Source organism: Tateyamaria rhodophyticola, assembly GCF_047777875.1.
Lineage (GTDB): Bacteria > Pseudomonadota > Alphaproteobacteria > Rhodobacterales > Rhodobacteraceae > Tateyamaria.
In genome coordinates, this window is record NZ_CP180519.1 from 1,434,075 (window position 1) to 1,449,757 (window position 15,683).

General features: G+C 61.0%; 13 protein-coding genes. 6 read left to right on the forward strand and 7 right to left on the reverse strand.

Annotation, left to right across the window (positions count from 1 at the left end; translation table 11 throughout):
- Positions 1-136: 136 nt before the first annotated feature.
- The 3 genes from ACERHN_RS08740 to ACERHN_RS08750 are packed head-to-tail and all read right to left on the reverse strand — an operon-like array spanning position 137 to position 1,725.
- A complete protein-coding gene (locus tag ACERHN_RS08740) occupies positions 137-670 on the reverse strand; it encodes a phage tail protein (protein ID WP_415922249.1) in 534 nt (177 codons plus the stop codon).
- Between the two features lie 10 nt (positions 671-680).
- The gene (locus tag ACERHN_RS08745; RefSeq protein ID WP_415922250.1) at positions 681-1,199 is read right to left on the reverse strand and encodes a phage tail protein; all 519 of its coding nucleotides are present in this window, start codon (positions 1,197-1,199) and stop codon (positions 681-683) included.
- A gap of 16 nt (positions 1,200-1,215) precedes the next feature.
- Positions 1,216-1,725, reverse strand: a complete 510-nt coding sequence (locus ACERHN_RS08750) for a phage tail protein (protein WP_415922251.1) — start codon at positions 1,723-1,725, stop codon at positions 1,216-1,218.
- 708 nt (positions 1,726-2,433) lie between these two features.
- Between ACERHN_RS08750 and ACERHN_RS08755 the strand changes: the two genes are divergently transcribed.
- Positions 2,434-8,238 (forward strand): choice-of-anchor D domain-containing protein, encoded by a 5,805-nt coding sequence (locus tag ACERHN_RS08755; protein ID WP_415922252.1) that lies wholly within the window; start codon positions 2,434-2,436, stop codon positions 8,236-8,238.
- Between the two features lie 605 nt (positions 8,239-8,843).
- Here the strand turns inward: ACERHN_RS08755 and ACERHN_RS08760 are convergent.
- The gene (locus ACERHN_RS08760) at positions 8,844-9,212 is read right to left on the reverse strand and encodes a hypothetical protein (protein WP_415922253.1); all 369 of its coding nucleotides are present in this window, start codon (positions 9,210-9,212) and stop codon (positions 8,844-8,846) included.
- Positions 9,213-9,320: 108 nt separating this feature from the next.
- On the reverse strand, positions 9,321-10,277 hold the full coding sequence (locus tag ACERHN_RS08765; protein WP_415922254.1) for an AraC family transcriptional regulator: 957 nt from the start codon (positions 10,275-10,277) through the stop codon (positions 9,321-9,323).
- A gap of 139 nt (positions 10,278-10,416) precedes the next feature.
- Here ACERHN_RS08765 and ACERHN_RS08770 point away from each other — a divergent pair, with 139 nt between their 5' ends.
- From ACERHN_RS08770 to ACERHN_RS08785, 4 genes are all read left to right on the forward strand, one after another.
- Complete coding sequence (locus ACERHN_RS08770; RefSeq protein ID WP_415922255.1) at positions 10,417-10,941, forward strand: DUF4142 domain-containing protein; 525 nt, start codon at positions 10,417-10,419, stop codon at positions 10,939-10,941.
- Positions 10,941-11,282, forward strand: coding sequence for a plastocyanin/azurin family copper-binding protein (locus ACERHN_RS08775; RefSeq protein WP_415922256.1), 342 nt, complete (start codon positions 10,941-10,943; stop codon positions 11,280-11,282). The genes ACERHN_RS08770 and ACERHN_RS08775 overlap by 1 nt, the downstream gene beginning before the upstream one ends.
- Positions 11,283-11,379: 97 nt before the next feature.
- Positions 11,380-11,841 carry a tetratricopeptide repeat protein gene (locus ACERHN_RS08780; RefSeq protein WP_415922257.1) on the forward strand — a complete coding sequence of 154 codons (462 nt, stop codon included), beginning with the start codon at positions 11,380-11,382 and terminating at the stop codon, positions 11,839-11,841.
- Between the two features lie 21 nt (positions 11,842-11,862).
- Entirely contained in the window at positions 11,863-12,210 is a 348-nt protein-coding gene (locus ACERHN_RS08785; protein WP_415922258.1) for a DUF488 domain-containing protein, read from the forward strand.
- Between the two features lie 153 nt (positions 12,211-12,363).
- Here the strand turns inward: ACERHN_RS08785 and ACERHN_RS08790 are convergent, their stop codons facing one another.
- Entirely contained in the window at positions 12,364-13,962 is a 1,599-nt protein-coding gene (locus ACERHN_RS08790; protein ID WP_415922259.1) for a pyridoxamine 5'-phosphate oxidase family protein, read from the reverse strand.
- Between the two features lie 21 nt (positions 13,963-13,983).
- A complete protein-coding gene (locus ACERHN_RS08795; RefSeq protein ID WP_415922260.1) occupies positions 13,984-14,631 on the reverse strand; it encodes a glutathione S-transferase family protein in 648 nt (215 codons plus the stop codon).
- 118 nt (positions 14,632-14,749) lie between these two features.
- Here ACERHN_RS08795 and ACERHN_RS08800 point away from each other — a divergent pair, with 118 nt between their 5' ends.
- On the forward strand, positions 14,750-15,646 hold the full coding sequence (locus ACERHN_RS08800; protein ID WP_415922261.1) for a LysR family transcriptional regulator: 897 nt from the start codon (positions 14,750-14,752) through the stop codon (positions 15,644-15,646).
- Positions 15,647-15,683: the final 37 nt, after the last annotated feature.

Below are 15,683 nucleotides of genomic sequence, written 5' to 3' on the forward strand. Positions count from 1 at the left end.
CAGTCGGACGCGGCGATATGGGCCGCCCCCGGCGATATGTTTGAGTTCAGCACGTCAATCACCCCCACTCGTGCAATCACCCCCGGGCCTGTCGCCCAGGAGTGATTGCGTATCTGTCTGGCGTCCGCGGCCAAAATCAACTGCGCGACGGATAGAGACCGACCAGCGCGATGATGAAGTTCATGACCAGAAACGGCTGCAAGTTCGCATGCGGCGCACCGCCACCCGTTGAGGCTACGGTTTCACTGGCCATATCAACCAGATCACTCGACACATCGCTTTGATACAGTTGGTCGCCAAAACCGGCCGCGGCGAGCGAGGATGTCTGCCCGGGACCAACCCCGGACGCCCCTCTGTTCGATGAGGCGCGCGCCGTGTGGTCGTGCGACGGAATTTGCGCCTCGGCCAGGGTCACGGTTTCGACGCCTTCACCTTCACCAAGGCGGCGCGCTGTCAGCCCCGGGCCTCGACCCGGATGCATCGGCGCACGGCCTTGCAGATTGGGCAACGCCGTCGTGCTGCGCCCATCGCCGCCATAGGTCGTGCCGATCAATGAGAACAATGCCGTGTTGTTGGCAATCGGCAGCAACTGGCCATCACAAAAGGCCCAGCCCCGCGGCGCGAAATTACCTGCGAAAATACGAATTTCTGCAACAAATGGTTCAGACATATTACGCCTCCTAGTGACGACTTGGGTAAATGCCGAACAAGGCAATAATGAAATTAACACAAAGCGTGGGCATCAAATTGGTGTGTGACCGTGAGCCGCCTGCAGGAACAACCATATCAGAGGCCATGTTCACCGACTGGCCTTCGTCCCGGTAGAAGTTCACCCCAACGCCTTTGGCAACAACATTCCCCTGGGGGCTCAGTGAGGTCGCATCGGCGGTGTTCCCGCGGAAATCATGCGAATGGCTCGGCAATTGGTTGGTGGTGAGGGTGACGTTCTCTTCGCCGCCTTTGCTGCCAAGCCGGCGTGGGGTCAGCCCCGGCCCGCTGCCCTGATGCAACGGGATGCGCCCGCGCATTTCAGGCAGCCCAAAGGTCGTCCGACCATCCCCACCATAAACCGTGCCCAACAATGAAAACAGGGCGTCATTTTGAGAAACTGCAAGCAGCTGGCCATCACAAAAGGCCCAGCCGCGTGGTGCGAAATTACCTGCGAACATGCGGATTTCGCCTACGAAAGGTTCTGACATAACTGTCCTCCGGGGCCTAGTTGCGTGACGGGAAGAGGCCCTGCAACGCGATGCAGAACGTCAATGTTGTATAAGGCTGCATGTTGTCATGCGCCTGACCACCGCCGGCGTTGGCCAATGTGCCGCTGCGCAAGGACGTTGCCGTCGCAGCCGCGGGCTCGTGATAGGCAAAGTCAGTGCCTTGTTCAGCGGCAAGCAGCGCGCCATCGGGTCCAGTGTTCCCGGTTTGCGAGGACGCTTTGATTGTGTGGTCGTGAGGCGGAATTTCGGCTGTGGTCAGGGTAACGGTTTCCTGTCCGCTCTTTTGGCCGAGCGGATGCGCGCTGTCCTTGTGCATCGGTGTCCGGCTGCGCAAATCCGGCAATGCAAAGGATGTGCGTCCGTCCCCTCCATACGTTGTCCCCAACAGCGAATAAAGTGACTGGTTCTGGTCGATCGGCAGTATCTGCCCATCCAGGAATGCCCACCCGCGTGGCGCGAAGTTGAAGCCGAACATTCGGACTTCTGCGAGAAATGGTTCAGACACGAAGATCCCCCAAAAAAATTGTTTCTATTAAGTAAAAAACGGACCAAGTGCCGTCCGCAGCAACACAAAATTTGTTAACGACTTCAACCTTGGCATGTCTTCATCGATTCACGCAACATCAAAAATAAACACAGCCGCAGAGGCATTTTACTCACGTCGAGTAGTGCTAATTTTTTGAAAATAAATGATTTTACGGAGTCGGGAAGAGCATACGACGCGCAGGGCGACAATTGAGCAAGTCCCGATCATCATCCGAAGGCCCGTTGACACGCGCACAACTGCACAGCTTTGCAATTCGGCAACATATGCCAGTCAATTCACAAAGAAAAATCGAACGCGGCACTTTGAATTTGCCTGAACCGCGGTGCTACCATTAGCTGTACCCAAGAATTTTTGAACGATGGCCTGCGCGTGGGGATAAGCGGGCCTGTTTTTTTTGATCTTAGTCGAGGCTGGTCTGCAGGCCAGGCTCTCGGGGAGACGATGATGACGTATTTGAACCGCTTGGCGATGCTTATGGGTATTTCGACACGCAACCGGACCAGTGATGACCACCGTGAACCTGCGTCGGCTGCCTCACAATCTTCCTCAACGACGATATGTGCGCGTCAACTATTGGCTTGGGGGCTTTCCCTGCTGGTGATCGCAGTCCTTTGGGCCGCTGCACCCGGTCAGGCCCAAGCGCAAGTGACCGCAACATGCCCGGCAATGAGCCCTGGGCAAATTGTCTCGTTCGAACCCGATTTGAACCAGTGCACTCTGACGGTGAACGACACGCCACCAAGCATCGTGATCGGCAACAATCTCGGAGGCAGTGATCCCGTTGGGACCGGCGACGAAGGAATCGTGTTCATCGCCGGTATCGGCAGCGGGCTGAGCAACGTTTTCTACAATGATGGAGGTGCCAATGTCGCGATTCCAAGCAACGGAGACCCGGCCACCGCACCTTGTGCCACAAACGCTGCATGCACGGTAAATGTGTTATTCACGTTTAACGGAGTGGATTATTCCTTCGCCCTTAACACCGCGTCCGGGTCCAACAATATCGGCTCCTCATCCACACCCACTGTTGTAACGTCTGGCGACACAACCGCGCCGACGGTCACCTCTGTCGCGCGGCAGACACCGACCACTGAGACGACAAGCGCCGACACGCTCGTGTTCCGCGTAACCTTTGATGAAGACGTGCAAAACGTGGACACGTCGGACTTCAACGCCAGCGGCACCACCGGCGATGCGACCAGCGTCTCCGTCGTCAGCGCCTCTGTCTATGACATCACGATCTCAGGCGGCGATCTGGCCACGCTCAACGGTGTGGTCGGCCTGACGTTCGATGGGGCACAGAACATTGAGGATCTCGCGGGCAACGCACTGACCAATACAACGCCCGGTTCGAACCAGACCTACACCCTGTCCAATGCGCCCGAGATCGCGGTCAGCTCCTCCGAGAGCGGCGCGGTCGCCGATGGCGGCACCGATGCGCAAGGCGCGGAGCCCGCAGGCACCGCCAAGACCGTCACCTACACCATCACCAACTCCGGCACCGACGCGCTGACCCTCACCGGCACAGCCGCCATCTCCGGCACCAGCAACATCACCGGCTCCCCCGCCGTGTCGGCCTTTGGCAGCAGCACCGTCGCCGCGGGCGGCGGCACCACCAGCTTCACCGTCACCTACACCCCCACCCTCGCGGGCAGCTTCGGCTTTGACATCGCCATCACCAACGACGATGCCGACGAGAACCCCTACAACATCACCGTCAGCGGCAACGCCACAGGCGCGCCCGAGATCGCGGTCAGCTCCTCCGAGAGCGGCGCGGTCGCCGATGGCGGCACCGATGCGCAAGGCGCGGAGCCCGCAGGCACCGCCAAGACCGTCACCTACACCATCACCAACTCCGGCACCGACGCGCTGACCCTCACCGGCACAGCCGCCATCTCCGGCACCAGCAACATCACCGGCTCCCCCGCCGTGTCGGCCTTTGGCAGCAGCACCGTCGCCGCGGGCGGCGGCACCACCAGCTTCACCGTCACCTACACCCCCACCCTCGCGGGCAGCTTCGGCTTTGACATCGCCATCACCAACGACGATGCCGACGAGAACCCCTACAACATCACCGTCAGCGGCAACGCCACAGGCGCGCCCGAGATCGCGGTCAGCTCCTCCGAGAGCGGCGCGGTCGCCGATGGCGGCACCGATGCGCAAGGCGCGGAGCCCGCAGGCACCGCCAAGACCGTCACCTACACCATCACCAACTCCGGCACCGACGCGCTGACCCTCACCGGCACAGCCGCCATCTCCGGCACCAGCAACATCACCGGCTCCCCCGCCGTGTCGGCCTTTGGCAGCAGCACCGTCGCCGCGGGCGGCGGCACCACCAGCTTCACCGTCACCTACACCCCCACCCTCGCGGGCAGCTTCGGCTTTGACATCGCCATCACCAACGACGATGCCGACGAGAACCCCTACAACATCACCGTCAGCGGCAACGCCACCGGCGCCCCCGAGATCGCGGTCAGCTCCTCCGAGAGCGGCGCGGTCGCCGATGGCGGCACCGACGCGCAAGGCGCCGAGCCCGCAGGCACCGCCAAGACCGTCACCTACACCATCACCAACTCCGGCACCGACGCGCTGACCCTCACCGGCACAGCCGCCATCTCCGGCACCAGCAACATCACCGGCTCCCCCGCCGTGTCGGCCTTTGGCAGCAGCACCGTCGCCGCGGGCGGCGGCACCACCAGCTTCACCGTCACCTACACTCCCGCCCTCGCGGGCAGCTTCGGCTTTGACATCGCCATCACCAATGACGATGCCGACGAGACCCCCTACAACATCACCGTCAGCGGCAACGCCACCGGCGCCCCCGAGATCGCGGTCAGCTCCTCCGAGAGCGGCGCGGTCGCCGATGGCGGCACCGACGCGCAAGGCGCCGAGCCCGCAGGCACCGCCAAGACCGTCACCTACACCATCACCAACTCCGGCACCGACGCGCTGACCCTCACCGGCACAGCCGCCATCTCCGGCACCAGCAACATCACCGGCTCCCCCGCCGTGTCCGCCTTTGGCAGCAGCACCGTCGCCGCGGGCGGCGGCACCACCAGCTTCACCGTCACCTACACTCCCGCCCTCGCGGGCAGCTTCGGCTTTGACATCGCCATCACCAATGACGATGCCGACGAGACCCCCTACAACATCACCGTCAGCGGCAACGCCACCGGCGCCCCCGAGATCGCGGTCAGCTCCTCCGAGAGCGGCGCGGTCGCCGATGGCGGCACCGACGCGCAAGGCGCCGAGCCCGCAGGCACCGCCAAGACCGTCACCTACACCATCACCAACTCCGGCACCGACGCGCTGACCCTCACCGGCACAGCCGCCATCTCCGGCACCAGCAACATCACCGGCTCCCCCGCCGTGTCCGCCTTTGGCAGCAGCACCGTCGCCGCGGGCGGCGGCACCACCAGCTTCACCGTCACCTACACTCCCGCCCTCGCGGGCAGCTTCGGCTTTGACATCGCCATCACCAATGACGATGCCGACGAGACCCCCTACAACATCACCGTCAGCGGCAACGCCACCGGCGCCCCCGAGATCGCGGTCAGCTCTTCCGAGAGTGGCGCGGTCGCCGATGGCGGCACCGACGCGCAAGGGGCCGAACCCGCAGGCACCGCCAAGACCGTCACCTACACCATCACCAACTCCGGCACCGACGCGCTGACCCTCACCGGCACAGCCGCCATCTCCGGCACCAGCAACATCACCGGCTCCCCCGCCGTGTCCGCCTTTGGCAGCAGCACCGTCGCCGCGGGCGGCGGCACCACCAGCTTCACCGTCACCTACACTCCCGCCCTCGCGGGCAGCTTCGGCTTTGACATCGCCATCACCAATGACGATGCCGACGAGACCCCCTACAACATCACCGTCAGCGGCAACGCCACCGGCGCCCCCGAGATCGCGGTCAGCTCCTCCGAGAGCGGCGCGGTCGCCGATGGCGGCACCGACGCGCAAGGCGCCGAGCCCGCAGGCACCGCCAAGACCGTCACCTACACCATCACCAACTCCGGCACCGACGCGCTGACCCTCACCGGCACAGCCGCCATCTCCGGCACCAGCAACATCACCGGCTCCCCCGCCGTGTCCGCCTTTGGCAGCAGCACCGTCGCCGCGGGCGGCGGCACCACCAGCTTCACCGTCACCTACACTCCCGCCCTCGCGGGCAGCTTCGGCTTTGACATCGCCATCACCAATGACGATGCCGACGAGACCCCCTACAACATCACCGTCAGCGGCAACGCCACCGGCGCCCCCGAGATCGCGGTCAGCTCCTCCGAGAGCGGCGCGGTCGCCGATGGCGGCACCGACGCGCAAGGCGCCGAGCCCGCAGGCACCGCCAAGACCGTCACCTACACCATCACCAACTCCGGCACCGACGCGCTGACCCTCACCGGCACAGCCGCCATCTCCGGCACCAGCAACATCACCGGCTCCCCCGCCGTGTCCGCCTTTGGCAGCAGCACCGTCGCCGCGGGCGGCGGCACCACCAGCTTCACCGTCACCTACACTCCCGCCCTCGCGGGCAGCTTCGGCTTTGACATCGCCATCACCAATGACGATGCCGACGAGACCCCCTACAACATCACCGTCAGCGGAAACGCCACCGGCGCCCCCGAGATCGCGGTCAGCTCCTCCGAGAGCGGCGCGGTCGCCGATGGCGGCACCGACGCGCAAGGCGCCGAGCCCGCAGGCACCGCCAAGACCGTCACCTACACCATCACCAACTCCGGCACCGACGCGCTGACCCTCACCGGCACAGCCGCCATCTCCGGCACCAGCAACATCACCGGCTCCCCCGCCGTGTCCGCCTTTGGCAGCAGCACCGTCGCCGCGGGCGGCGGCACCACCAGCTTCACCGTCACCTACACCCCCGCCCTCGCGGGCAGCTTCGGCTTTGACATCGCCATCACCAATGACGATGCCGACGAGACCCCCTACAACATCACCGTCAGCGGCACAGGGTCAGCCACCGCAGCCAATTTTGAAGCAACAGCAGGGTCCGGGCAAAGCGCGGCAATCAGCACCAGCTTTGCTGGTCAATTGGTGGCAACACTGACCAGTGCCACAGGGGTCGGCGTCCCGAATGAAAGCGTGACCTTCACGGCGCCAGCGGCTGGGGCATCACTGGTCTTTGCCGCAACGGGCAGCAACACGGAGACCGTTCTCACGGATGCCAACGGCCAGGCCACCAGTTCAATCATGACCGCCAACGCAACCGCGTCGGCCTTCCTCGGCAGTGGCAGCTTTCAATCCTACACAGTGACCGCGACCGCGGCGGGCGTCACCGGTGTCAGCTATACACTGACCAACACCCGCGCCTCGGATGCCGACATTATCCTGACGCAGGAGGTCATCGGATCCTTTGTGACCAATCGCGCCGACCGGATTGTATCGTCGCAACCCGATCTCGTGTTCCGCCTCAAGGGCGGCGGCGGGGCGTCCAATGCGTTCTCCTTCAAGGCGACGCCGACAACGCGCACATCCAGCTTCAAGTTCAGCCTCAGGGCATTCCAGAAGAAAATGCGGGACAACGCGCATCAACATGCCATGCGGCGTGCATCACAGGATGCGGACGCACCCCCGGCCGCACAAACCTATGCGCCGGCGCAAATCGCTGCGGATGACACCGCAAATCTGCCAACGCCAAAGCTTGGGTTCACGGAAACCGCAGGGACAGAAACCGCATCACACACCGGCTTTGATTTCTGGGCACAGGGCACATATGCCATCGTGAAAAACGGCAACAACGAAAGTGAGCACGGTCTGCTCTTTGCCGGGGTCGACTATCGGTTCAACGAAAACACGCTGGTCGGCATCATGGGGCAACTCGACACCTCGGACGAGAGCAACCTTGTCGCGAATACGTCTGCGGACGGTGTTGGTTGGATGATCGGCCCATACGCCGTTATGCGCCTGCGCGACAATCTCTACTTCGATGTGCGCCTGAGCTATGGGGAATCCGAAAACAGCGTGAACGCGCTTGGGCTCTTTACCGACGACTTTTCGACCTCGCGGACGCTCGTACAGGCCGGGTTGACCGGGGATTTCGAGGCCGGGGATTTCACCATCAACCCGTTCGTGCGCGCGACCTACTACCGTGAGAAGCAAGACAGCTATGTGGATAGCCTCGGCAACACCATTCCGAGCCAGACCTTTGACCTGGGTCGTCTCGAATTCGGGCCGAAGATTACATTCAATCGCCCGACAAACGGCAGAACCCAGCATGAGCTCTACGTGACGTTCTCGGGCATCTATGACTTTGACCAATTGGGCGAAACCGTGGTGACAAACGAGGAATTCGCCTCACCCGGGGATGACCTGCGCGGGCGGATCGAAGTCGGGTCCATGTTCCAGGTTCCGGAGAAAGACGTCTCGTTTGCGGTCGAGCTTTTCTATGACGGCATCGGCGTGAGCGACTTCGAAGCGTTTGGCGGATCGATCAGCCTGGAAATTCCGTTCTGATCATCCACGGGGCCGGGCTTGCCTGTGCCCCGTGTCAAAGCGGGTCAGCCGAGGCCAAGGGAAACCCTGTGCGCAATCGGACGCGCATCGGCATGGAAAGCCTGATCTCAGAATACGAAATGGGCGACTTCATGTGCCGCCCATTCAAGCCGACTTTGACTGACCTGCCTACAGGTCTTCCACCGGGTCCACACTGTTCAGCCCCAATGGCGCGCCAGTGGCGGAGCTGCTGAGAGACCGGCGTGGAGGCAGTAACAAGGATCTCGAGCATTTGGAGTTCCTTTTCTCTGTCTCAGATTTCGACCGTCGAACGCTTACCTCCATGCTGGATGGAGATATCAATCGCGGATTTTTTGACAGCCTCCAGCGATCAAATTGAACATGTGGTACGTAAATCTGAACGATCTGATAATTATGGAGTAGGCGGAGTGCATATGCGGCATACTCCGCGATCGTTTCGGAATACTGCCCGACATGGATCGCCCTTGATCCGTTGGCACCGCCGATAGAAGCGCTTGGCGCAGGGAAGTGATTGTTGCGCGATCAGTTTCAAAAAACGCAAAACGGGCCGCACATTTGTCCGACCCGCATAGATGTTTCGACCATCAAGCGCTCAATGCGGCATCATCCGGTTGATGCAGCCCGACAACCACCAGAACCGTTGCGCCAAGCAGTGCGTAGTACCAGAAATCAATGCCGGCAAAGCCCAGGATAATGGGTGCCGCGACAAAGGCCACCCCAACCATCCCATCTACCAGCAAGTGCAGGCTGTAGGGCAAGACGCGAAAAAGGCCGAGATGGTGATCGGTGAGAACCGTCAGAATGAAAGCCGCAAAACCAGTCGCTACAGACAGCCACAGCGCCAGCGGATTGTCCGCCCCGAGACCAAGAAGGAATGGCATGGCCACAAGCCCGATGGCGACGGGATAATCGAGATAGGCGTGGATGGTTTTCGTGACAAAGCGCAAAGCCATGGTCTTTTTCCTCATTGTGTGAGCCGCGACGCAGCATTGATGAGGGCAAATTATGACCTTGGTCACGGCCCAACCATGTCCAGCCGTCTGCAATGATGTGCAGATCGTTCAGACTGTCGTACGAGTGGCAATTTGCGCCTTTCTGAACTCCGCTGGCGTCATCCCCGTCTCTTTCTTGAAGACCCGTGTAAAAGACGAGTCCGAAGAATACCCCGCGCTTTCCGCAGCTGCGGTCAGCGACGTGCCCGGCAACTGGAGGACCTTCTTGGCAATTTCCATGCGCCATCGCGTGACATATTCCAGCGGTGTCATGTTCATTGTCTTCTGGAACTGAACGGCAAAGCTTGTCCGCGACATGCCCGCCGCCTGTGCGAGGGTCTCAACGGTCCATCCATCCGCAGGTGCCTTGTGAAACGCATCCAGCGCGCGGCTCAGGTTCCGATCCGAAAACGCGCCCAACCCCCACTCCGTCGCCTCATCACTGTGGATGAAGCTGCGGATGGCCTGGGCAAAGATCGCTTCTGACATTTTCAACGCGATCAGGTCCCCGCCCATCTTTGCCCCACCCGCCTCTTCGCCAATCATGCGAAGCGTGGCCTCCATCCATCGTCCGGCGCGTTCGCCGTAATTTTTCAGGTGGATATATGGCGGCAAACGGTCGAGCAGGACGTGCCTTGAGCTTGGATAAAAAGAGAAGTGACCACAGACAAGTTGCGTCTCACTTTGCGTCTCATCCCCGCCATACACCAAAACGCCTGATCCATCGTAACCGGACGTTTCCAGAACCGTATCAAGCGGCATGATCGTCTTGTCAGGCTCATGCCCGCAATACAGTGCGTGCGGCGCGCCGTGCGGAATGATCACAAGATCACCCTGCGCCAGCTCAACAACCGTGTCGGCACCATCCACCCGGACCAGGCACCCACCGCGATGCGCAAAATGAAAACGGGCGACGTTTTCATAATTCGGGACGGCAACGCCCCACGGCTTGGTGAACGACGTACGAAAGTACAATGTTCCCTGCATGGAGAGGTTGGTCAGGATATGGCTCAGCAGATCAAGCATACAGTATTCCTATGATCCAAGGCGGATATGTACAGCGCTTTGAACGATCTGCACAGGTTTACGCACGATCGGCCATATCTGCTGTCCCGGGCAGAGCAGTAAGACAGTTCGACGAACTTTCAGAACCGGGAAAACCAAGATGAAAAAGCTGCTCACTTCGCTTGCCACGGCATTCGCCCTGCTTGGGTCACACGCGTCTGCCCAAGACGTCGCAGATATGAGTGACCTCGAATTCGCACATATCGCTTACACCGCGGACAATATCGACATTCGCTATGCCCACCTTGCGCTCGCCTTGTCGACGAATCCGGACATTCATGAATTCGCGAACACGATGATACGTGACCATACGGCCGTAAATGCGGCGGCACTTGCGCTTCTGGAAAAACTGGGCGCCTCCGCGCAGGACAACGCCGTCAGCCAGACACTGAACGCCAACGCCGAAGAGATCATCAACGGCTTCGTCCAGCTTCGGGGGGCAGAATTCGACAAGGCCTATGCCGCGAATGAGCTGGCCTATCATCAGGCCGTCAACGCGCTGGTTGAGGACACCATGATCCCGAACATTGACAACGCCGAAGTCAAAGCCCTGTTCGAAGAAGGATTGCAGATCTTCAAGGCGCACGAAACGCATGCCGAAATGATGGTCAAGGCGCTGCAGTGATGGCCAGGCATCCATCGCGCCGCCAGGTGATGGGACGAGCGGCTGCGTTTGCAGCCGTTCTGCCGTCGCCCTTAGTATCCGCATCCAACGCCAAGGTTCATGATATCGACATCAGGTCATTTGCCTTTGTGCCCGCCCAAGTGCGCGTGACACGCGGGGACACGCTGCGGTGGACCAACAGGGACCTCGCACCGCATACGGCGACCGCAGATGAATTCGGCTGGGATACCGCGGAGCTGGCGCAGGGCGAAACCGCCCAAGTCGTCGTGACCGAGGGCATGGAGACGTCGTATTTCTGTGTCTTCCATCCACATATGACCGGCACAATCGAAATAGTCTGAGCCAGAACAAGCAGGAGCACCCGCATGGGCCATCTCAAGGCAGTCGGGGGCGCTGTGCGTGCCGGCACTGGGCAACGCCTGTCCAACCAGTATCGTCGTGTCAGACGCACAACCCCAGCTTTTCGACGCTCTGAAAGCGGCACAAAACGAGATGGACGGCCGCACGCTTCAAAACTGGATCTGGGACCTTTGGATCATCGCACCGGACCCGACATCACAATGGCTGCTGGATGACGCGCGCGAGCGCATTCGGTACGGCGACTATGATCATGCGGAAAATATCCTGTCTGAATTGATCGACGCCTGTCCGGCATATGCCGAAGGCTGGAACCAACGCGCGTTCGCAAGGTTCCTGAAACAGGACTATGACCGGGCGCTCGATGACATTGCCATGGCTTTGGAATTGGAGCCGTTGCACTTTGGTGCGTTGGCCGGGCGCGCCACGACTTTGATCAACATGGGCAGAACCAAAGCCGGAATCTCAGCGCTCAAGGAGGCGATCGCGGTCAATCCATGGCTGTCTGAGCCGCATCTGTTGCCGCCCGGAGAGGACCCTTGAGAAAGGTGGTACGGGTTCGCCATGTTCCAGATTAAGCGGATCTACGACGCTCCTGCGCAAGAAGATGGCTACCGTGTCCTCGTCGACCGGCTGTGGCCGCGGGGCGTGCCCACGGCGGCCGCGAAATTGGACGCGTGGATGAAGGATATCCCCCCAAGCCCCGAGCTGCGCATTTGGTTTGGCCACGATCCGGAGCGGTGGTTGGACTTCAAGCACCGGTATCTGGCCGAACTGACCGGACCCGCGCAGATGGCCTGTGTGGCCGAATTGAAGGCGCGCGGCGCCGGCGCAACAGTCACGCTGCTCTACGCGGCGAACGATGATCACCACAATCACGCGCGCATTTTGCTTGATGTCCTTCAGAGTTGAGACCGCGCATCACGCTTTGCTCTACGCGGTTTCGCTCGCGATACACCGACATTGCGACACCGCTTTGATGGGATTGCAAACGGTGGTCGCTGCGCATTTGCGGCATACACCAACCGTTTGCCTGACCGCGCAAGATGTCTCCGCGCCGCGACCTCAGAACGTTTCAAACTGGATGTGCCCGAGCGCAATGCCTGCCGCCTCAAGCCCGCTTGTCACATCCGACACAAAGGCCGCCGGACCACAAAGCAAATAGTGCGCATTCGGGCCCGCGTTAAGATCAAGAAGCGCCCGCGCGGAAACACGACCGGCCACGTCATAATCACGGCCAAGCTGATCCTCCTGGCGCGGCTGGCTGTAGTAGAAGCGCGCCTGTATCGACCCCTGCGCGATGTCGCGCACCGCCGCGCCCATTGCATGGGTGGCCCCGTTGCGCGCGCCATGAATGAACCATGTCGGCCTTGGTTCCGTCTCGCCTGAAATCTGTTCCAGCATCGCCATGACCGGCGTGATGCCGACGCCCGCACTGACCAGCACAACGGGATCCCGTCCGTCCGGCAGCACAAAATCACCTGATGGCGCGCGGGCCTCGATGACATCTCCGGGATGCAATGCGTCATGCATGACCCGCGAGACCAGCCCACGGTCTTCGCGCTTGATGCTCAACCGGTACGAGGCACCGTTCGACGCAGCGGACAGGGAGTAGGTCCGTTTGACAAGCCCCTGCGGCGGGGCAAGGCGCAGTTCAATGGGCAGATGCTGACCCGCTTTGAAGGGTGGCAATGGGCGCCCGTCAACCGGCTCAAAATAAAACGACGTGATGGCGTCGGCTTCCTCAACCTTGCGCGCCAGAACCAATTGCCGAACGGCATCACCTTTGACATCCCACCGCAGGCCAAGTGCTGCGGGGCGTTCGATCACACGGTCGATTGACACCTCAACATGACGCTGCGCAGTGCCGGACGGTTCCCAGTCGATGTCAGCCCGGCCTGAAATATGCAGCAGGCCACCCGTTTCGAAATCCACAAACAGCAACCCGATGGATGGGTTTTCCAGCAAGTTCCCGATCGTGTTGAAAAAGTTGTTTCCCGCATAGTCCGGCAGACGCAAATGCGTCCTGTTGACCACATGCACAAATCCCGGCGCGCCACCGCGATGCGAGGCGTCGAACCCGTCACTTGGCGTACCGGATCCGCCTTGCCGTCCGGTGCCGACGAACAGGGTATCTGCCGCACGGATCATTGCCATCTGATCATCGCTCAGCGCCGTTGCGGACCGGGGCGCTTCTGGTGCCGCCTCCACCCGATGCCACGCGCGCTCATTGATGTATTGCGGGCAATTGCCAAAGGACTGCCCGACCGTAACATCAAAGCCCGTGCTGGTTGGCTGTATCCGGCCATTCATCCGATTGCGCCGACGTGTGGCCAGTTCAATCCCGACCATGCCCACCTGGGTGCCCTGCGCAAACATGTCGGCCAATGGATCATGCGGGTCCATAGCTGCATCAAGGCGCAGCCTGCGCGGATCAGGGGACGAGATGAAACCATCCCGTCCTTCGACAATTGTGACCCACGGGCGCCCGCTGCCGTCCCCTGCCGCCATCACCAGAAACGGGAGGGACGCGAAAAAGTCCCGATGCTGATCCGGCATATGGTCCCGTATGAAACCGCCAACGCGCTGTGCCAGGTCCGTGACACCGGCGCGTTCCTGCGCCTTGATTTCGCCGGCGTGGAAGGGATTGGATTGATCAAGCATCACAAGTCACCTCACCCCAGATCAGGTCAGTTCGGGCAAGGGCGACTTGGCCATGCCGACAAAACCCGGCTGAGCCTCGATCCGGTCCAGCCATGCGCGGATGTTCGGGTAAGGCGCGAGGCTCACACCGCCCTCGGGCGCATGCGCGACATAGCTGTAGGCGGCGACATCCGCCAACGTGATGCGATCTGCAACCAGATAGCGTGAACCGTGCAACTGTTTGTCCATCACGGCAAACAATGCATGCGCTTTGTCCTTGGCCGCAGCGTGATCCAGCGGCGCGCCAAAGACGGTCACAAGCCGTGCCGAACAGGGTCCTGCGGCAATCTCTCCGGCGGCAACAGACAACCAGCGTTGGACGGCTGCCTTTTCCTCCGGGGTGCGCCCCGTCCAGCTGTCGGCGCTTGCGTATTTTTCGGCCAGATACAGAATAATTCCATTGGAATCCGACAGGATCGTGCCGCCATCATCAATCGCGGGGACCTGCCCAAACGGGCTCATCTCAAGGTAATCCGTCGCCTTGTGCGCCCCGTTCGCCATGTCGAGTTCAACAGGCTCATAAGCTACACCAAGAAGGCTCATCATCAGCTCTGCACGATGACAGTGACCGGATTTGGCGTTGCGGTAGAGTTTGATTGGCGTGTTTGGCAAGGCTGATTTCGGCGACATGTCGTGTTCTCCTGACGGGATAAGTGTTGTGTCATCAGATAGAGGCTTTTAAAATCCGGAAGAATGATTTCACTTTGAAAGTCTTTGTTTCGAAAAACGATAATAATCGGAGGCAAAATTGGACCGCATCCAAGCACTCGAGGTCTTTGTCGCCGTCGCTGAAGCCGAGAGTTTTGCCGGCGGGGCACGTGTCGTCGGACTAAGCGCGCCGTCCGTTACCCGCGGGGTCAACGCGCTCGAACAACGCCTGGGCGCGCGGCTTTTCACGCGCACCACACGGCAGGTGCGTCTGACCGATGTTGGTGCGGCATATCTGGAAGACGCACGCGCGATTCTGGCACATCTTCAGAGCGCGGATGACGCAGCCGCCGGTGCCGCCACCAATCCCGTCGGCAAATTGCGCATCACTTGCAGCCATGAATTCGGGCGCATCTATGTGACACCGATCCTGACTGCGTTTCTCGACACATATCCGGATGTGACCGCAGAAATGGCAGTTGTGGATCGTGTGGTGAACATGGTGGAGGAAGGGTTCGACGTCGCCGTGCGCATCGGCGAACTGCCGTCATCCGGTCTGTCGGCGGTGCGTGTCGGTCAAGTCCGCATGGTGGTCTGCGGATCACCGGATTACTTCGCAAGACACGGCATTCCACAGACACCGCAGGATCTGAAACACCACCAGATTGTCTCGGCATCGCCCAACAGCCCCAGCACCGAATGGCGGTTCGGCACACAGCTGGAAGAGAGCTTCCGCCTGCGATCAAGGCTCACGGTCGGCAGCATGGCGGCCGGTATCGAAGTCACGCGGCAAGGATGGGGCATCAGCCGTGTTCTGTCCTACCAGATTGGGCCGGATCTCGAAGCGGGGCGCCTTCAGACCGTTCTGGAAGCCAACGAACCACCACCACTGCCGATCAACCTCGTACATATCGAAGGACGGCGCGCCGCGGCCAAGGTGAGGAGCTTCGTTGATTTTGCCGCAGAGCGTCTGCGCGCTCTGGATGCGTTGCGTTAGGGTGGGGGCGCGATCAGTTTGGTTCGGCAGAGTACGG